An 18,172-nucleotide genomic window follows, 5' to 3' on the forward strand; every position below is an offset into this window, starting at 1 on the left:
TATGTTTTTTATTCAGAAATGGTTTAAAAAAATGCTCATTCAATATCAATATAATTTAAATATATCTCTAGACAAAATGAAAAATAAAAAAATGAGGAGGAATTTAAAATGAAAGCAATAATTTTATGTAGTTGGGGTGCGACTTCAAGTTCTCTTGCAAAGGCTGTAACAGATGAGGCTAAAAAAAGAAATTTAGATATAGTGGTAGATGCTGGTGGTACAGGAGAATTTAAGAAAAAAGCAGCAAATTATTCGGTAGCATTATTAGAACCACAGGTAAGACATTTGAGAAAAGAAGTTGAAACTGCTGCAAGTAAATTTGATATCCCGGTAGAAATAGTAGACATGCAAGCCTTTGCACTTATGAATGGAGGAAAAGTACTTGACCAGATTATTAAGCTTGCACAAAAATCAGGTAAGATGTAATTAGGATAGGGGTAATACCCTTATCTTAAAATAAATATTTAGGAGGAATAAAATCTATGAAAGAGAACAGGTTTATGAAATGGATGGAAGATAGTTTAATGCCCGTCCTTGGAAAGATGGCACAAAATATTTATTTGCAATCAATACGTGATGCCTTTTGTGTCTTTGCATTGCCACTTATAATAAGTGGATCTGTATTTTTAATTATCGCAAATCCACCTACATCACTTGGATGGGGAGTTATAAATGCATGGAACAATGCTATTACTCCGATTCAAAGCAATATTATGATTGCGTTTAATTTAAGTTTTGGAATTATGGCGGTAGCGGTTGCATTTGGTACAGCTTATAGCTTGGCTTCAAGGTGGGACATGGATGAATCTCTTTGTGGTATGTTGTCACTAGTATGTTTTTTAATTGTTTGTTTCCCAGCTTCAGATATTACAAAAGTAAAATTTGGTGATGTTTTAACTTATCTTGGTGGAGAAGGATTGTTTATTGCAATAATTCTAGGTATAATAACTACTATTGTAGTAAGGTTATTTACAAAAAAAGGTTTAGTAATAAAAATGCCTGCAGGTGTTCCACCATATGTTGTAAGAACATTTAGTGCATTAGTACCATTTTTCGTAATGATTACTTTATCTTGGGCAGTAGAATGGGTTGTATGGGCAAATCTAAAAATTACATTGCCACAGTTGGTACTAAACATATTTGCACCTTTAGTTGCAGTTTCAAATAGTTATCCAGCTGCAGTATTAGAAATAATCTTAATGATGCTTTTATGGTCACTTGGTATCCATGGAATGAATGTTGTATCTTCTGTTGCATATCCATTTTGGACAGCACAATTAGCTGCAAACACTGCTGCTCGTAATGCAGGAACACCACTTCATGGAATTGTTACAGAACCATTCTTTCATATGTTTACACATATCGGAGGATCAGGTTTAACATGGCCACTTGTAATAATGTTCTTATTTTCACAATCAAAGCAACTTAAGAGTCTTGGAAAAATCGAACTTATACCAGCAATATTTAATATAAATGAACCAATAATGTTTGGTGCACCCCTTGTTCTTAATCCAGTAATGTTTATACCATTTATACTAGCTCCTGTTGCTGCAGTAACTATAAATTATATTGCGTTTTTCAGTGGAATTGTTCCTAAAATAGTAATGCAACCACCATTTACAGTTCCAGTGTTTTTCGGAGGAATTATAGCAACTGGTGGATATTGGCAAGGCGCTGCACTTCAGCTTGTAAATCTAATTGTTTCAGCATTAATATATTTGCCTTTCTTTAGAATGTTCGAAAAAGAACTTGTAGCAAACGAAAAGAAAGCAGAACTTGAAATAAGAGCTACTAATGGAGAAACAGTGTAATAAATATCAATTATGAATGGGGGCTTAACGGTGAATGAAGAAAATAAAATGGATTTAGAAAAAATTGTATTTAATCTAGTGCTTCATGGTGGAAATGCAAGAGGAAAAGCATACGATGCATTAGATGCTGCAGAGGAAGGAAATTTTGAATTGGCAGAAAAGTGTCTTGATGAGGCAGATCAGGAATTTTATGACGGACACGAATATCAAAATATGTTAATTCAAGGACAAATGGATAATGAAACACCTAATTTTCTAGTAATACATGCACAGGATCAGCTTATGACTGCTCTTTCTGAAAAAAATCTTATTAAAAGAGAAATAGAATTATATAAAAAGGTACATGAATTAGAAAATAAGGTAGAAGGTTTAATAAAAAAATAGAAATACCCTTAAATAAAATAAAATTATATTAGGATATTTCCAAAATATATACTGTGTAAATAAATTCTAACTCTTAAATACAATAATTACAATATGAAATATTAAAAAAGCTGTGAAAAATGTTTTGAGCATTTTTCATGGCTTTTTTAATATACTTTAGAAGCAAAAATTCCTATATATTCTTTTATACCTAAACTTAACTTTGACAGAGAATCTCCAGAGGGAATAAGATCATTTGTTCCAAAACTTTTACGAATGTCTGTTTGATAATCTGTTGGATAAGGAGTCACTGTCACTTTAAATTTTTTAAATTGCAGTAAAGCTCTAGGCATATGAAAAGCAGAAGTAACCAGTATAGGCTTTTTAAAACCATATTTTTGCAAAAGTTCACTAGTATACTTGGCATTTTCAGTAGTATTAATACTTCTATCATCTATAATTATGTTACTCTTTGGGACGCCAATAGATAGCAATATGTTTTCTGCTATTTTTGATTCAGTACCTGAAGATTTAAAAACTTTCCCACCAGAAATTATTATTGGCACATTCAATTTTTTATATAATTGTAGAACAGTTAAAAGTCTATTGGAGGAATAGCCAGACAAATGGCCTTTAAAATCTAAATTTGGAGTGTCAAGCGTTGCACCTCCACCAAGCATTATTATAACATCAGCAGATGGATTTCTTGGCGGACTATATTGGCGTTCAAGGGAACTAATAATTGAATCAGTAACAAGAGGTATAGAAAAAGCATAAAATATAAAAGTGAAAAGTATTAATGGTTTTAAAAACTTGCTATTAAATTTGTGTATTTTAAAACATATAAAAATTAATACCAGTATAAATATACCTGGAGGTAGTATAAAAGTAGAATATAAAAATTTTATAATATAAATCAATGCAATAAATGCTAAAGCATAAAATATGCCTAGCCACTCCTTTCATAAATTAAGACATATTTATAAATTTACCATATTCTTATTCAAGATAAAAGTATTTTATTTCTTTCATATGCATAAGGGTTAAATTGTGTCATTTTATAATACTGTGAATATTATATATTATGAAAAACAAAAGCTTAAAAATTATATGGGGGAAGTGAGTAGGTATGAGTTTAGGCTCAAAAGATATTGCTAGTTGTGGACTTTTTGGAGGACGTAATAACAATATTTTACTAATCATAATAGTCATATTTTTCTTCTTTTGTTGCTGCGGCGGAGGCGGTAATTCAGGTGGAATCTCAGGATGTGGCAGTCCATGCGGCAGGAGACGTAGAAGAAGGGGTGGCATTGGCATTGGAAGTATATCAATAGTCTGGGTAATTGTAATATTTGCATTACTTGCAGGTGGTAATAGAAATACTAATACAAATATAATTAATTTAGATACTGATGAGGGAACTGACTTTACTGGTAGTACCACAGGATTTTAATAATTAATAGCTATTGTTACCCGGAAAGGAGGTTGTATGTTTTCAAATGGTTTTGGATTTAATCGTGGAGGAAATTGCTGCTGCAATTTATCTCAGCTTACTATATTAATATTGATAATTTTGCAATTCAGTAAGAAAAAAGGATGCACAGATTCTGAAGAAGAGGGTGAAAAACAACTTGTAGATGATGGAGTATTATTCATAATAACCATATTTTATTTGTGTTGTTGTAAACCAAAAGTTTGTTAATAATTAAGAAGGGAAAATTTGCCCTACTTTAATAAAGGGGTGATAGTATGGCAACCAGTGAAGACGAGCCATTAGAAGGTGAAGAAGTTATAGATGGAAATAATGATAGTTTTGGAAATCTAGCAGGATTATTTAAAAATATAGATATGAGTCAAATAATGAGTTTGTTAGGATCTGTAGACATTAGTCAGGTATCATCTCTATTTGGTTCTATGGGAGGTATGAATTCTGAAGATACAGGTAACGACTTTGTACCTAGTGGAGGTAAAGCATATAAAGTATTAAATGCTCTAAAGCCTATGGTTAATTCAGATCAAGCAGACCTTATAGATATGATACTTCAAATTTATACTATAAGTAAAATATTGAAATAAGACATCTTAATAAAAATATATCAAAATGATGGATTATTTTTTAGATGCCGAGGAGGACTGTCTCAAAATGACTAAAATAATTTTGAGGCAGTCCTTTGAGGTTTACCTTTAAAAAGATATAAATATTTTGTTTGTATGTAAATTTAAACAAAATATAGATTAAGGAATAATATATTATAAAGTAGATTAATTTGCTTTTAAGAAGGAGGGCTGGATTATGGCATTCACGGACTTTCTGGGAGGTTCTGGAAAGGGCTCAAATTTGATTGTTTGGGTATTAATACTTGTAGTAGTTTTTGGATTTGGAAAGGGCAAAAAATTTTATAACTTTAATTTTAAAACTGAAGAGGCAAAAAAAGACAAGGAAGATTTGAAGGAAACTGAAACAATACATCATGGACATAGACAAAAAAAAGTAAAAGTTTCATCAGAAAAGATTTTTGAAAATATGTCTTTTGGAAATATAGCAGGAAATAAAACTGGATTTAAAAAACTTGTAGGTGGAAATGGAATATTTATTTTGGTAATAGTTGCACTTCTATTTATATGTAAGGATGGTAAGAAACATACTTCAGAAGAAGCTTAAGGCACATTGAGTTAACGGCTGATACACGCTAGATTTTTAGTTCAACTAACACTCAGATGGAGTCAAAACTAAAACCCTACCTGAGTGCAAGTTTTACTTTATTTTAGATAGTTTTAATTATCTAAAATATTGCTATTTTTAAATAGAGGGAGGTGGTAAGATGACGACTCATAAAAAACATCGTCACATTGTAAAAGAACCTGAGACTAATACTCCATTTGATTTTAATTTAAATAATATTATAAGTATGTTAGGGAAAATAAATATTAATGATATGGCTCCTGTACTTGAAAAAATGGCAAAACAAGAGGCCGGAGGAAACAATAAGAGCAAAGAAGAAATAATAAAGGCTATAAAAACTCTTTTAGATTCAGATAAAGGAGAACTTGTAACTATATTAATTGAGGCTTATGGCATAAGTAGAATAAGCACTAAAAAATAACATAAATTAATTTATTAATAGCACAAGTTTAAATATATTGAATAGAATATAGTATAAACAAAAGATGGAAAATATGATACGAAACATTATTAGCCAAGGGAGGGTTATTAATGAGTAGAAGATATGAAAGTGATTGTGGATGTCAAGCACCAGTATTTCCTTCAGTAGGTGGTTTCGGAGGAAAGAATTGTTGCTGCAGTTTACCTACTTTAATAATTTTAATTCTTATAATACTTCAATTTAGTAAAAAAGGTAGAAGAACAAGTTCAAGTACTTCATCATCAAGCTGTGGAGGAAAATTAGTAGATAATAGCATATTGTTTATAATAGCATTATTCTATTTGTCTTGCTGTAATCCATGTAAAACAGCTTAGTAAATTAAATTTTAAGGAGGGTAGTATGATTTTACCCTCCTTTTAAATAAAGAGGTGTTTTTTATGACAGATAAAAATAAAGAAAATAATAAGGAAATGGATCCTAAAGAAATACAAAATATGCTTAAAAATATGGATATGAAAAAATTGCAAGATACAATGAACAATGTAAACATAAATGAATTGCAACAAACAATAAACAATATAGACTTTAAACAGCTTGCAGTAATAATTAATATGCTTAAATTAATTACAAAAAATAAAGGTAATTCTTCAAAATAGATAAAAGCAATTCACATTTTTTAATTAATAGGAATAATATAAAGTATAAACAAAAGATGGAAAATAAATATACATTGACCATAGCCCAAGAAGGGGGGGGTATATATGTGTAAAAAACATGAAAATGTAACTGTTTATCAACCACTACCAGCTGTAGGCGGTAATTGTTGCTGCAACTTACCAAATCTAGTAATATTAATATTAATAGTTCTTCAATTCTCTAAAAAGGGAGGTCATGGAGGAAAATTTGATAATGGAATATTGTTCATAATAGCATTGTTCTATCTATCTTGTTGTAATCCATGCAAGAATATGTAGTTAAAAAATCTTGAGGGCGTAAAAGGCCCTCTTCTGATATAATGTATATAAATTCATAAGTAAATTTTTATTACATAATATGAAGAAATCGCGAAGTAAAGACTAAAGAATTTTATCATAGCTAAAGCTAGATAAAAAGATTAAAGAAAGCCTTCGGCTAGATGGAAGAATTGACGGGGCTAAAGCCGTCAAAGGTGAGAGAAGTTACTTACGTAACAGATAAAAGATGAATTTCCTAGTATAAAGTAATTGGACTTATATGTTTTAAACCGTAGGTTTTGGTTTTAGGCGAAGCCTTATGTAAACATATATCTACTTAAGTTTTTAGTGCTACACAAAATTTAAGTTCGAGATACATGACCTTCGGTGAAAAAAATGAATGGCAATATACTTTAGATTCTAAACCTTTTGCTGCAAGCAAATTCTCTCACCATTAACTGCATTACCGTTAATTCTTTAATCTTGCCACTCTGGCAATCTTACACCTTTTTGCTCACGCAGTAGAGGAAAATCTTTAACCAACTTGCTTCGTAATTTATGACAATTATAAATATTAAATAATTTTGTTTTTTCAGTGAACATAATATAAAATATAGATGTAATGTACAAAAGGATGAGGAGGAATAATATGTTTAAAGCAGTTATATTTGATATGGATGGTGTTCTAGTAGATAGTGAATTAGAACATTTGGTAGTTGAAACAAAACTTTTAAAGAGCATAGGCATAGAACTTGAAGAAGGTGAGCATAACAAATTTGTAGGTACTACTGCAAATTACAAATGGAGTTGTATTAAAGAAAAATATAAGATAGATAAATCCATTGAAGAGCTTATGAAACTTAATACTGATGCATATTATGACCATATTACTTCAAATGATGTATTAAAGCCAATAGATGGGGTCACTGAATTAGTAGATAATTTAAGTAGAAATGGATTCAAACTTGCAGTAGGTTCATCTTCAAACATGAATGCTATTGAAACAACATTAAAGGCAATTAAACTTGAAAAATATTTTGAAGCTGTAGTTTCAGGTCAATATGTTAAACTTAGCAAGCCAGAACCAGATATATTTTTATATGCAGCAGATAAGCTTGGTGTAAAACCAGAAGAATGTCTTGTTATAGAGGACTCACATAACGGAGTTATAGCTGCAAACAAAGCAGGGATGAAGTGTCTTGGATACATAAGCGAACATTCTGGAAATCAAGATATTTCTACAGCTGATTTGATTACAGATTCATTTCATAAGATTTCAATAGAAGACCTCAAAAAATTATTTTAGTTTTTCTAATCTAATTCTAATCTTAGATTAATAATCATATAATTTTCTCCATTTATAATAAAAGCATAATAAGATATGGAGGGATTTAAAATGAGTATTGATTTGAAATTAATTGATGAATTAAAAAAGAGAGCCGATGTAAGTTATGAGGATGCAAAAGAAGCACTTGAAAAAAACAATGGTGATTTGGTTGAAGCATTAATTTATCTTGAAAAACAAAACAAAGTTAAGACAGAGCCTGAAAATGGATTTATTAGTTCTGTAAAAAAAATAATAAAAAAAGGAAACAGAATAAAATTTATCATAAAAAAAGAAGAGAGTACAATATTAAGTATTCCGCTAACAGCAGGTATTGTTATAACAGTTTTCGCACCATATGTAACCGTAATAGGAATAATCTTAGCAATTTTTACTGGACATAAAATAAGGTTTCAAAGTGCAAAAGGCGAAGATATGAAGGTAAACGAAACTGTTGATAAAGTTACAAACATTGTAGACAAGGTAAAGACAAATCTTACAAGTGAGTAAAGTTTACCTAATTGAACAAAATTTAGTTAATAGTATAATAATGATAAGGTAGTTTAGGATGCCTTATCATTTCTTATATATGGAGGTTTTTTATGAGAGCATACAAGGTTCTTATTATAGAAGACGAACTTAAGATAGCTAGGTTTGTAGAACTTGAGCTTAAGTACGAGGGATACGATGTAGAAAAGTCTAATGATGGAAAAGTTGGACTTATAATGGCATTAAAAGATAAATATGATATTATATTATTAGACATAATGCTACCATCCATGAATGGCATAGAAGTTTTAAGAAGATTAAGAGAAAGTTGTGATACACCTGTTATAATGCTTACAGCTAAAGATGAAGTTATGGATAAGGTTATAGGACTTGATATGGGGGCCAATGATTATGTAACAAAGCCATTTGCAATTGAGGAATTACTTGCGAGGATTAGAGCAATACTTAAAACAACAAAAATAAGAAAAGAAAGCTTAGAAATTTTGCAAATAAATAAGCTTAAAATGGACTTAAAAAAGTATGTGGTATCTTATGATGATAAGATTATAGATTTGACTAAGAGAGAATTTGACTTGTTACAATATCTTATAGAAAATAAAAATATTGTACTAACTAGAGAAAAAATAGTTGAAAAGGTCTGGGGATATGATTATCTTGGAGATACTAATATTGTGGATGTCTATATAAGATATCTGAGATCCAAGATAGATGAAAAATACAAGATAAAATTAATAAACACTGTTAGAGGAGTTGGATATTTACTAAAAGATGAGATATAGAAAAGATAGATTTATAAAAATTATTAAATTTATAATGTTAATGTTTTTTTTACCTTTTCGTATATTTAGAATTTTTATTAGACTAATTAGTAAAATTAAAGAAAAAATTTCTTTAAGACTAAAATTTTCCATTACATTTAAAATAACTTCCATTTATACTTTGATTTTTGCCATCATCTATATAGTTATAAGTGTAATAATAATAAGTTTATTTTCATTATATATTGGGAAAAATGTTGAAAATAACATACAAAAAGATATTAAATTAATATCTTATAATCTAATATCTAATGAAGATATGCCCAAAGAGTATATATTAGAAATTTCACAAATAGAAGATATATCCATAGATTTATTTGATGAAAACAACAAATTGGTTTACTCAACAGATGGCAATAAAGGAAATGTCATGCTTTATAAAAAAGGAATCCATAGCAATTTGCAAAATTTAAATGGAGACTATATGCTTTTAACTAGTAGAAATTCTGCGCCATGGATAATTTTAAGCAAAACCTCAAAGTGGTATGGCAAAAATGTGGTGATTCAAATTAGGCATAATCTATATAGAGAAATATTAAAAATAATAATACTTTTCTGTGCTCTAATGCTTATTAATATAATATTTATAGTAATTACTATAAGAATAGGTTCAAAAGCTAGTAGAAAAATGCTTAAACCTATTGAGAACATGACAAATACTGTTAAGAATATAGATGTAAACGTACTTAATACAAGACTCGATATAAACGGTGCTCAAGATGAACTTAAAGATTTAGCTATAACTTTTAATAGTATGTTGAATAGAATTGAGAAGTCTTATGATGAACAAAAACAATTTGTTTCAGATGCTTCTCATGAGTTAAGAACGCCAATTTCAGTTATACAAGGATATGCAAACCTTTTGAAGAGATGGGGAAAAGATGACAGAGATGTTCTGGAAGAGGCCATAGATGCAATTAAAACCGAATCTGAAAGTATGAAGGAGTTAATAGAAAAATTGTTGTTTTTAGCAAGAGGAGATAATTCTAGGCAAAGAATAGAAATAACTAATTTTCAAATTAATAAGTTGATTGATGAAATCATAAAAGAAACAATATTAATTGATAAGGAGCATGAAATAATAAATAACCAAAATCATAACATTAATATTGATGCAGATTATAACTTGCTTAAGGAGGCAATTAGAGTATTTATTGATAATAGTATAAAATATACACCTGTTAACGGAAAGATAATTGTTGACAGTTCATTAAAAGATTCATCACAAGTAATGATTTCAGTAGAAGACACTGGTATAGGTATTAATAGAGAAGATCTTCCAAACATATTTAATAGATTTTACAGAGCGGATAAATCAAGAACAAAAAAAACAGGTGGGACTGGCTTAGGTCTTGCAATTGCAAAGTGGATAATATTAAAACATAAGGGGAGTATAAATGTTAAGAGCAAGATCAATGAAGGAACAAAGATAACTATAGTATTACCTTTAAAGCAAAATGAAGCAGCTCAAAATGAGAAAGTTGAAAGCTAAGGATATAAATGTTTTTCCTTAACTTTCAACTTTTTATTATCAATTATATATCTATACCAATCATTTTCATTAAGTATTTAGCATTTGTGGTATCTGAGCGTCCAGATCGTAATTTATAATCAAAATGAATTTTATTGTCAATATAATCTTCTCTAAAATGATAATTTTTTATCTTGCCTTCGTTTATATCTTCTAGGTCACAAAGCTCAAAGTCATGAGTAGAAATTAATCCACAACACCAAGGTTTATTTAAATGTTTTAACACAGTTTTAGCACCTATAATTCTGTCATTTGAATTAGTTCCTCTAAATATTTCATCAATTAAAAATAACATTGGTTCCTCTGTAGGTAAAAAGTTCAATATTGTTTTAATTCTAGTTAATTCCACATAAAAGGTTGATAACCCTTTGCTAAGATCATCACTTATGCGCATTGAGGTAAACACTTTTAAAAGACCACATTCAAATGCATCGGCACAGACTTCAGCACCAGTATAAGCTAATACAAGGTTTATACCTATGGTTCTTAAAAAGGTTGTTTTTCCTGACATATTAGAACCAGTTATAATAAAAATATTGTTTTCAAAACTTACATCATTGTATATCCTTGAAGTAGTTTCAATAAGTGGATGACCAAGATTTTTACCATGAATCCTTGAAATGTTATTTGAAAAAGTTGGGTAACAAAGTTTAGAGCTTAAATGAGAGATTGTAGCTAAACTTGATATTACCTCAAAATCGGCAACAGTTTCTAAATAAATTCTAACGAGACTTCTATAGTTATCTTTCCATTTTTCAAGAGAAAACAAACATCTATAATCCCAAAATAAAAGTAAATTTAAAATGAAATATAATAAAAAATTGTTTCTGAGATTAACGGCACTTATAATTGTATCTATTTTTTTTAATACAGTTGAAGCTTTAGCCTTTGTATATAAGTTTTTTTGAAGTCCATTTAAAAGTGGAGAACTAAATTTTTCATTTTCAATAAGATATAACATATTACCGTAAGCAGAAAAACTATTATTAAAGGCTTCAATGGAGTTAAGTACAGGGTACACATTTATGTAACTTATTATATTTATTAAAGCATGAAGTAAGAATAAAACAAATAAAATATAATAAAGTATAGGCAGTTTTAATATTATTGATGATATTAAACAAATTAGAGTAAGTACAGGAAGTATATTTATGACAAGTTTAAAGATATCTTCATTCCATATTTCATCTTTACTTTCTATGTAATCTAGTAGAGGATTAGAGTCTTTTGAAAATTTTTTATTTGCCATACCTTCACTTTGAAGCTTTTGACAAAATTTAATTCTTTCAGATAATTCTTTTACAGCACTTTGCCTGCCCTTAATTTTTTCTATATTTAAATCGGGTGATTTTAAAATATTTGACAATTTTATACGTCCTAAAAAGGTGGTAGTTGTATTAATTAGTTGAAATAAAGAGTTATTACCAAATATGTCTAAATCGTTTGAATAAGGATGATCTAAATCTATATATTCTTCACCAATATCATTAAATTCTGTCCAAGTTCCATTAATTCTTTTTATATAATTTTCATTTATTAATAGTAATCGTTTAATATCCTTTATTCTAGATGATATATTAAGATCATTAACTAAAAGAAATGCAAAAAGAATTATTGAAAAAACCAGACCTAAAATTGTTATAAGTGATAAATTTTTTTTTACAATTAAAAATAGAAAAAATATAATCATTATAAATGACAATAAACGTAAGGTCCCAAAAATACTGTGCGTTTTTTTTAAATCAAATTCATTAGCTTCAAGCTCTTTTTTACGATTTAAAAATGTATCTAATTTATTCATTGCTACACTCTCCTTAAATTTAATTAAAACAGTTTTTTTAAACAAGATTTACATATAAGCATCTTACCTTTATTTGCAGAAACACAATCTTTAGAACTAACTTTTTTACCACATATTTCACAGATAATCAAATCAGAAATATCACTTGAGCAATTAGGTTTCTTAGTGATTGCTTTTTTTATAAATTTATTAGACCTATTAGGTGGAGGCAAGTAATCAATAGGTTTCTCTTTATTTTTTCTTTTTATTATGGTGTAGTCTATAGAATAACTACTTTCTCCAAAAAGTTCTAGTTCAAATCGTGGATTTTCTTTATCATAAAATTCTTCTATAATCAGTCTTCTTATTTGTGCATCATTTATTATAAGTCCACTTTTTTCGATGCCATCAAATATGCTTTTGGTTATGTTATTAGTGTCAGGATGTCTTTTTTCACTTTTGTAATAAACTTTAAGAACGGCAATAAGGGCTTCACTTAAAATTATATTGGGGTTTTGTGATCTTGCTTCATAGGCAATTTGCTCTTCATAGAGTGCATATCTATCATGATATTTTCCTGAATTATATGGTAAAATAGCTCTCCCTTGTATGTTAAATAATTTAAAATTTGACTTTGATATTGGTGATCCTTGTATAATAACCTTTGCGTAACAATCTTCCATCATGAATTCTCCATTAAAAATATTTATAGAAATATTATAACATATATAAGTTACGCACAAGTTATTAAATAATTTCTTATAAATAAGTAACAATATTGTATATTAAAGTTGTTTTCTATATTAGAGTTAGGCTATAATCTTAGAAGAAGTTATAGAATGAATTTGTGAATTGGAGGAGTTTAGAATGGCGATTACAAAAAAGAAAGAGACATCATTAAAAATAAAAAAAAGAAATGAATTTATAATGCAGCTTGTTACTATTATAATGGGGTTACTTTCTATACCTGTATATATGATTACAAGGAATAAATATATTACAATAATATTAATTGTATTATGTTTTATTATTGTCTTAAGATACATAAAAAAAAGAAAAATATATGATTATGGAATTAAAGGTGAAATGGAGACAGCAAAAGAACTTTCAAAATTAAATAATAAGTATTATATTTATAATGATATAATTATTGGTGGAAAAGAAAAAGGGGCACAAATAGATCACTTAGTTTTATCACCATACGGAATGTTTTGTATAGAGACCAAAAATATGAGAGGAACAATTACTGGAAGAGAAGAAGATAATAATTGGAAACAAAAAAAGATTGGACAAGGTGGCAAAATATACGAAAAAGAATTTTATAATCCATGTAAGCAGTCCAAAGGGCATATAAATGCAATAAATAATATGCTAGTGCATGAGAATTTTCATGATATAAAAGTATACTCAGTTGTGGCCTTTAACAATAGCTCAGACACAAATTTAAAAATTGAAGTAAAGCATACTACAGTATTAGAATTAGATAAACTTATTAATTTTATACTAACTAAAAATGAAAAGAAAATTGATGATTATAAATTAAAGTCATTGGTGAAATTAATAGATAGGGTTGCGGAATAAATAATATTTTACTTCGTAATATAAAGAGATTTCGAAGTAAAAGTGAAGGGTTTTAACGGATGCTGCGCACGTTAAAAGGTGAAGTGTTTACTGATAAATCAGTAAAGAATAAGGAAATTTTTCCTCCTACGTCAGAAAAATAATGAATTTAAATTTATATTTCTTTATATACAAAGACAACTCTACTATGTATTTTAACCGTAGGTTTTGTTTTTGGTCGTAGCCTTTAGTATTTATATAACAGTTTAATATGTTAATAAATACGTATTCATTAAAAATTGGCGACTTTCGGTGAAAAAATAAGGTGCAAAATACTTTAGATTATAGATTCAAGTTCAAAGATTTTTCGCAGTATAGCGTAGAAAAATCATCCTTATCCTTTTCCCACGGAAAACGCTTCACCTTTTCACAGCGAAGCATAGGTGAAAACCCTTAACCCGTACTTTGCAATATTTAATGATTAAGAAGAAACTTTAACATTAATCTATCAACCTATTTTATATGAGATATAAAGAGAGGAATTTAAAATGGAAAAAGATATAAAAATATTAGCTATAGAAAGCAGTTGTGATGAAACTTCAGCAGCGGTAGTTATAAATGGAAGAAAAGTATTATCAAATGTGATTTCATCTCAAATTGCTATACATACTAAATTTGGTGGTGTGGTACCAGAAGTTGCATCTAGAAAACATATTGAAGCTATAGCAACAGTAGTAAATGAAGCATTAATTGAAGCAAAACTTACATTTAATGATATAGATGCAATTGGAGTTACATATGGTCCAGGACTTGTAGGAGCCTTACTTGTAGGCGTTCAATATGCAAAAGGGCTTTCATATGCACTAGGAAAACCATTAATTAGAGTTAACCATATTGAGGGACATATAAGTGCAAATTTTATTCAGCATAAAGATTTAAAACCACCATTTCTTTGTTTAGTAGTTTCAGGAGGACATACATTTATAGTATATGTAAAAGACTACGGAGAATTTGAAGTGATGGGTCAAACAAGGGACGATGCTGCTGGTGAAGCTTATGATAAAGTAGCTAGGGCAATAGGACTTGGATATCCTGGCGGACCTAAGATTGATAAACTTGCAAAGGAAGGGAATGAAAATGCAATAAAATTTCCTAGAGCAAATTTTCATGAGGAATCATTGGATTTCTCGTTTAGTGGAGTAAAGTCTGCAGTATTAAATTATTTGAACAAGATGGAAATGAAAAATGAAGAGATAAACAAGGCAGATGTGGCAGCATCATTTCAAAAAGCAGTAGTAGATTTTTTAGTTTCTAATGCCATAAAAGCTTGTAAAATAAAAAAGGTTGATAAAATAGCAGTTGCAGGAGGAGTAGCTTCAAATTCTTTTCTAAGAAAAACACTGCAAGAGGAAGGAAGTATAAATAATATAGCAGTTTTATTTCCTGAACCTATATTGTGCACAGATAATGCAGCTATGATTGGAAGTGCTGCATATTTTGAATATTTAAAAGGAACAGAAGCACCTCTTGATTTCAATGCAATTCCAAATCTTAAACTTGGAGAAAGATAAAAAAATACAACTAAATTACTAAATAATTAAAAAAATTAAATTTATTTAGTGATTTAGGTGTATATTTTTTATGCCTCTATTGTAATTTTATGTAAACTATACTACAATATGTAATAGAGATGCAGTTATAAATTATACTAAGTTATAGATGAAGGAGGATTAATCATATGTTTACTGGTATAAATATAGAAAGAAATTCATTAAATAAAAACATTAGACTAGAAAAAACATATAATTTAATTAAAAACAAATTTAGTATTATAATATTTTGTCTACTTATTATGTTCATTGCCTTTAGTTTAATATTATACAATAAACAGATCGTAAATTTAAATTCAAAAGATGTTTCAACTTTAGGCACATTGTATATGAATAGTATAATTATAGGGATTTTTGTAGGTATGTTTACTTCTCTTTTTGTAATTTTTTGGTATGAACAAAAAATTAGACAATATAAACACGACGATTCAATAAAAAGCTATGCAAGAATTTTTAGAGCTGATATCGAAAGGAGTAAAAAACTATTTAAAAATAAAAGATTTGAATTAGTTAAAATAAGTAATGTAACTATTATGAAAAATTGGCTTCAATGTTTTGGATATATATCTTCAGAGCTAAGTATAGAAGAAATACATGAGCTTGTAGACTATTATGCTAGAATAGACAAGCTTATCGATTATGAAAATAGAATAAACGGTCATTTAGAAAAAATGCAATGTTTTACACTCAAAACCTATCCATATATGAAAGAATATAAAGAATTAATTGCAATGTTTAGTTTTGAAATAAACAATTTATTTAAGGTAAAAATTGGAAAGTTAGCTTTAAAGTTAAATCATTTATCTAAATAAGGCTAAGGCTATAAAATCATATAGTTACTTTGATGAATTTTACATAAAATTATTGTATAATTAAATAAATATACATATGAAGCAAAGAGGGAAAAAATGGAGAATAAACAGAGTGATAAGTTTAAAATAAAAAGTTTAAATAGAGAGATAATAGTCGTATTGATATTTTTGTTATTAATATTAATTATAACTAGAGCTAATTTAATGATACTTCATAATTTCGTGGATATTGTATGTACTATATATGCATATAATATAGTTGCAATTATAACAAAAAGAAATAAAAATATAAGTAAGACTTTATTTTCTATAGTTGCAATTATATATACAGTGTTTGCTTTAATTGGATTAATTAACTTGATAGATAATAATATTATAAATATATCAATATATCCATTTGCCAATGAATTAAAAAAGAATGTTGAGTTTATTGGTCAATATGGAGGTTATATATTTTCATTGTTCTTATTAGTCCTATTTTTAGCCACAAATAAATTTGAAGAGTCTGATAATAGAAAATTGCATATAATAATTCTAATTAATACTGTAAATATGATTTCAGCAGAAGTGTGGTTATATCTTAATTATAATAAATACACACCAATAAATATATTTACAAATGTAATTTTGCTTTTGACATATTATAAGATTTATAATATGTTAGTGGATTTTGGTATAGAAAAACCGTATGGAAGTTTATGTGAAGATGTAAATAATTTAAATAAGGAGCTAATAAGTAAAAATATTGAACTTAAAGAAAGTATACAGAGATACAAAACTGTTATAGATTTGACACCAAATTCTATTATTATAAGTGAAAATGGAAAGTGCATTTTTGCAAACAATTCAGCATTAACTATACTTAAGGCAAAAAATGTTGAAGAAGTTATCGGAAAGGAATTTTTAGATTTTATACATAATGATAATCGTGAGGTTGTAAAAGAAAGAATAAAAGCAACAAAAGAAAGTGGAACTATATGTCCATTTATAGAACAGAAATATGTTGCACTAGATGGGACCATTACATATGTGAAAGCTACTGGTACTTCCATTCCATATGATAGTAATATAATAATTTCTATTGCTAGGGATATAACAGAGAGTAAAAAAGCAGAAAAAAGCGAGAAACGTTTAGAAGAAGCGTTACAATATGATAAGTTAAGAAAAGATTTTTTTGCTAATTTATCCCATGAACTTAGGACTCCGTTGAATGTTATATTTACTGCTGTTCAAATGTTACAAATCAAACTTAGACAAATTGAACATGCAGATGAAAGTATTATCAAGTACATAACCATGACAGAACAAAATTGCTACAGACTTTTAAAGATAATAAATAATCTAATTGATATAACAAAGATAGATTCAGGATATTTTAATGTAAATATGGAGAACTTTGATATAGTGAGGTTAGTGGAGGACACCACACTCTCCATAGCAGAATACATAGAAAGTAAAAAAATAGAGTTGATTTTTGATACAGATATTGAAGAAAAAATTATTGCATGTGATGAAGAAAAAATAAGTAGGGTTATTATAAATTTATTGTCTAATGCTGTTAAATTTACAAAACCAGGTGGTAAGATAATGGTTAATGTTTATGATAAAGGAGAAGACATAATTATTAGAGTTAAAGACACAGGGGTAGGCATTACAAAGTCAATGCATAAAATAATTTTTGAAAGGTTTACACAGGTAAATAAAAATTTGGCTAGAGATTTTCAAGGTAGTGGGATAGGCCTTTCTATTGTAAAAGCATTAGTAGATATGCATAATGGTGAAGTATGGGTTGAAAGTGAAGTTGGAAATGGAAGCAGTTTCTTTATAAAACTTCCAGCAGTTAAAGTTGAGGATGGAAAACCTGTGCGAAATTATAACTTTGTTAAAGATCAGAAAAATGTTGTTAATATAGAATTCTCAGATATAATAAAATAAATTTACATTTTTAAAAAAGGATTAAGGTTTTAGCCTAGGTTACAAGGTAAGAAATCTTAAT

At 28.2% G+C, this 18,172-nt stretch carries 22 protein-coding genes; 19 read left to right on the top strand and 3 right to left on the bottom strand.

Going from position 1 to position 18,172, the window contains the following annotated elements; translation table 11 throughout:
* Window positions 1-108: 108 nt before the first annotated feature.
* The 3 genes from B8978_RS12370 to B8978_RS12380 are packed head-to-tail and all read left to right on the top strand — an operon-like array spanning window position 109 to window position 2,195.
* Window positions 109-426, top strand: coding sequence for a PTS sugar transporter subunit IIB (locus B8978_RS12370; protein WP_084116354.1), 318 nt, complete (start codon window positions 109-111; stop codon window positions 424-426).
* 56 nt (window positions 427-482) lie between these two features.
* The gene (locus tag B8978_RS12375) at window positions 483-1,811 is read left to right on the top strand and encodes a PTS sugar transporter subunit IIC (protein ID WP_084116355.1); all 1,329 of its coding nucleotides are present in this window, start codon (window positions 483-485) and stop codon (window positions 1,809-1,811) included.
* Between the two features lie 30 nt (window positions 1,812-1,841).
* Complete coding sequence (locus B8978_RS12380; RefSeq protein WP_207651887.1) at window positions 1,842-2,195, top strand: PTS sugar transporter subunit IIA; 354 nt, start codon at window positions 1,842-1,844, stop codon at window positions 2,193-2,195.
* A gap of 146 nt (window positions 2,196-2,341) precedes the next feature.
* On the opposite strand, the gene B8978_RS12385 is transcribed toward B8978_RS12380, so the two are convergent.
* On the bottom strand, window positions 2,342-3,094 hold the full coding sequence (locus B8978_RS12385) for a YdcF family protein (RefSeq protein ID WP_084116356.1): 753 nt from the start codon (window positions 3,092-3,094) through the stop codon (window positions 2,342-2,344).
* 209 nt (window positions 3,095-3,303) lie between these two features.
* Here B8978_RS12385 and B8978_RS12390 point away from each other — a divergent pair, with 209 nt between their 5' ends.
* From B8978_RS12390 to B8978_RS12445, 12 genes are all read left to right on the top strand, one after another.
* Window positions 3,304-3,627, top strand: a complete 324-nt coding sequence (locus B8978_RS12390) for a hypothetical protein (protein WP_084116357.1) — start codon at window positions 3,304-3,306, stop codon at window positions 3,625-3,627.
* A gap of 36 nt (window positions 3,628-3,663) precedes the next feature.
* Complete coding sequence (locus B8978_RS12395; RefSeq protein WP_084116358.1) at window positions 3,664-3,876, top strand: hypothetical protein; 213 nt, start codon at window positions 3,664-3,666, stop codon at window positions 3,874-3,876.
* A 47-nt stretch (window positions 3,877-3,923) separates the two neighbouring features.
* Window positions 3,924-4,250: a hypothetical protein gene (locus B8978_RS12400; RefSeq protein WP_084116359.1), complete on the top strand. Its 327-nt coding sequence runs from the start codon at window positions 3,924-3,926 to the stop codon at window positions 4,248-4,250.
* A gap of 217 nt (window positions 4,251-4,467) precedes the next feature.
* Entirely contained in the window at window positions 4,468-4,836 is a 369-nt protein-coding gene (locus tag B8978_RS12405) for a hypothetical protein (RefSeq protein WP_084116360.1), read from the top strand.
* 160 nt (window positions 4,837-4,996) lie between these two features.
* Window positions 4,997-5,278, top strand: coding sequence for a hypothetical protein (locus B8978_RS12410; protein WP_084116361.1), 282 nt, complete (start codon window positions 4,997-4,999; stop codon window positions 5,276-5,278).
* A 110-nt stretch (window positions 5,279-5,388) separates the two neighbouring features.
* Window positions 5,389-5,652: a hypothetical protein gene (locus B8978_RS12415; protein WP_084116362.1), complete on the top strand. Its 264-nt coding sequence runs from the start codon at window positions 5,389-5,391 to the stop codon at window positions 5,650-5,652.
* Window positions 5,653-5,715: 63 nt separating this feature from the next.
* Window positions 5,716-5,934, top strand: coding sequence for a hypothetical protein (locus B8978_RS12420; RefSeq protein WP_084116363.1), 219 nt, complete (start codon window positions 5,716-5,718; stop codon window positions 5,932-5,934).
* Window positions 5,935-6,039: 105 nt separating this feature from the next.
* A complete protein-coding gene (locus B8978_RS12425) occupies window positions 6,040-6,252 on the top strand; it encodes a hypothetical protein (protein WP_084116364.1) in 213 nt (70 codons plus the stop codon).
* A 628-nt stretch (window positions 6,253-6,880) separates the two neighbouring features.
* Window positions 6,881-7,537, top strand: coding sequence for an HAD family hydrolase (locus B8978_RS12430; RefSeq protein WP_084116365.1), 657 nt, complete (start codon window positions 6,881-6,883; stop codon window positions 7,535-7,537).
* Window positions 7,538-7,627: 90 nt separating this feature from the next.
* Window positions 7,628-8,065, top strand: coding sequence for a DUF4342 domain-containing protein (locus B8978_RS12435; protein ID WP_084116366.1), 438 nt, complete (start codon window positions 7,628-7,630; stop codon window positions 8,063-8,065).
* 92 nt (window positions 8,066-8,157) lie between these two features.
* Window positions 8,158-8,844: a response regulator transcription factor gene (locus B8978_RS12440; protein WP_084116367.1), complete on the top strand. Its 687-nt coding sequence runs from the start codon at window positions 8,158-8,160 to the stop codon at window positions 8,842-8,844.
* Window positions 8,834-10,375, top strand: a complete 1,542-nt coding sequence (locus B8978_RS12445) for a HAMP domain-containing sensor histidine kinase (protein WP_084116368.1) — start codon at window positions 8,834-8,836, stop codon at window positions 10,373-10,375. The genes B8978_RS12440 and B8978_RS12445 overlap by 11 nt, the downstream gene beginning before the upstream one ends.
* Window positions 10,376-10,418: 43 nt before the next feature.
* On the opposite strand, the gene B8978_RS12450 is transcribed toward B8978_RS12445, so the two are convergent.
* A complete protein-coding gene (locus B8978_RS12450) occupies window positions 10,419-12,215 on the bottom strand; it encodes a MutS family DNA mismatch repair protein (RefSeq protein ID WP_084116369.1) in 1,797 nt (598 codons plus the stop codon).
* A gap of 23 nt (window positions 12,216-12,238) precedes the next feature.
* Complete coding sequence (locus tag B8978_RS12455) at window positions 12,239-12,877, bottom strand: RusA family crossover junction endodeoxyribonuclease (protein WP_084116370.1); 639 nt, start codon at window positions 12,875-12,877, stop codon at window positions 12,239-12,241.
* A gap of 184 nt (window positions 12,878-13,061) precedes the next feature.
* Here B8978_RS12455 and B8978_RS12460 point away from each other — a divergent pair, with 184 nt between their 5' ends.
* The 4 genes from B8978_RS12460 to B8978_RS20245 all read left to right on the top strand — a co-directional run bounded on the left by B8978_RS12460 (window position 13,062) and on the right by B8978_RS20245 (window position 18,111).
* On the top strand, window positions 13,062-13,775 hold the full coding sequence (locus B8978_RS12460) for a nuclease-related domain-containing protein (protein ID WP_084116371.1): 714 nt from the start codon (window positions 13,062-13,064) through the stop codon (window positions 13,773-13,775).
* A gap of 527 nt (window positions 13,776-14,302) precedes the next feature.
* Window positions 14,303-15,325: a tRNA (adenosine(37)-N6)-threonylcarbamoyltransferase complex transferase subunit TsaD gene (gene tsaD / locus B8978_RS12465; protein ID WP_084116372.1), complete on the top strand. Its 1,023-nt coding sequence runs from the start codon at window positions 14,303-14,305 to the stop codon at window positions 15,323-15,325.
* 167 nt (window positions 15,326-15,492) lie between these two features.
* Entirely contained in the window at window positions 15,493-16,176 is a 684-nt protein-coding gene (locus B8978_RS12470) for a hypothetical protein (RefSeq protein ID WP_084116373.1), read from the top strand.
* Window positions 16,177-16,272: 96 nt separating this feature from the next.
* Window positions 16,273-18,111: a PAS domain-containing sensor histidine kinase gene (locus tag B8978_RS20245; RefSeq protein ID WP_084116374.1), complete on the top strand. Its 1,839-nt coding sequence runs from the start codon at window positions 16,273-16,275 to the stop codon at window positions 18,109-18,111.
* The last annotated feature ends 61 nt before the right edge of the window (window positions 18,112-18,172 follow it).

The sequence above is a fragment of the Clostridium acidisoli DSM 12555 genome (assembly GCF_900176305.1).
GTDB lineage: Bacteria > Bacillota > Clostridia > Clostridiales > Clostridiaceae > Clostridium_I > Clostridium_I acidisoli.

Bases quoted from the DNA above. Each gene is read 5' to 3' on its own strand.
- B8978_RS12370 (WP_084116354.1), top strand. From the start codon at position 109: ATGAAAGCAATAATTTTATGTAGTTGGGGTGCGACTTCAAGTTCTCTT.
- B8978_RS12405 (WP_084116360.1), top strand. From the start codon at position 4,468: ATGGCATTCACGGACTTTCTGGGAGGTTCTGGAAAGGGCTCAAATTTG.
- tsaD (WP_084116372.1), top strand. From the start codon at position 14,303: ATGGAAAAAGATATAAAAATATTAGCTATAGAAAGCAGTTGTGATGAA.
- B8978_RS12400 (WP_084116359.1), top strand. From the start codon at position 3,924: ATGGCAACCAGTGAAGACGAGCCATTAGAAGGTGAAGAAGTTATAGAT.
- B8978_RS12460 (WP_084116371.1), top strand. From the start codon at position 13,062: ATGGCGATTACAAAAAAGAAAGAGACATCATTAAAAATAAAAAAAAGA.
- B8978_RS12430 (WP_084116365.1), top strand. From the start codon at position 6,881: ATGTTTAAAGCAGTTATATTTGATATGGATGGTGTTCTAGTAGATAGT.
- B8978_RS12435 (WP_084116366.1), top strand. From the start codon at position 7,628: ATGAGTATTGATTTGAAATTAATTGATGAATTAAAAAAGAGAGCCGAT.
- B8978_RS12445 (WP_084116368.1), top strand. From the start codon at position 8,834: ATGAGATATAGAAAAGATAGATTTATAAAAATTATTAAATTTATAATG.
- B8978_RS12375 (WP_084116355.1), top strand. From the start codon at position 483: ATGAAAGAGAACAGGTTTATGAAATGGATGGAAGATAGTTTAATGCCC.
- B8978_RS12450 (WP_084116369.1), bottom strand. From the start codon at position 12,215: ATGAATAAATTAGATACATTTTTAAATCGTAAAAAAGAGCTTGAAGCT.
- B8978_RS12455 (WP_084116370.1), bottom strand. From the start codon at position 12,877: ATGGAAGATTGTTACGCAAAGGTTATTATACAAGGATCACCAATATCA.
- B8978_RS12395 (WP_084116358.1), top strand. From the start codon at position 3,664: ATGTTTTCAAATGGTTTTGGATTTAATCGTGGAGGAAATTGCTGCTGC.
- B8978_RS12420 (WP_084116363.1), top strand. From the start codon at position 5,716: ATGACAGATAAAAATAAAGAAAATAATAAGGAAATGGATCCTAAAGAA.
- B8978_RS20245 (WP_084116374.1), top strand. From the start codon at position 16,273: ATGGAGAATAAACAGAGTGATAAGTTTAAAATAAAAAGTTTAAATAGA.
- B8978_RS12425 (WP_084116364.1), top strand. From the start codon at position 6,040: ATGTGTAAAAAACATGAAAATGTAACTGTTTATCAACCACTACCAGCT.
- B8978_RS12410 (WP_084116361.1), top strand. From the start codon at position 4,997: ATGACGACTCATAAAAAACATCGTCACATTGTAAAAGAACCTGAGACT.
- B8978_RS12415 (WP_084116362.1), top strand. From the start codon at position 5,389: ATGAGTAGAAGATATGAAAGTGATTGTGGATGTCAAGCACCAGTATTT.
- B8978_RS12390 (WP_084116357.1), top strand. From the start codon at position 3,304: ATGAGTTTAGGCTCAAAAGATATTGCTAGTTGTGGACTTTTTGGAGGA.
- B8978_RS12470 (WP_084116373.1), top strand. From the start codon at position 15,493: ATGTTTACTGGTATAAATATAGAAAGAAATTCATTAAATAAAAACATT.
- B8978_RS12440 (WP_084116367.1), top strand. From the start codon at position 8,158: ATGAGAGCATACAAGGTTCTTATTATAGAAGACGAACTTAAGATAGCT.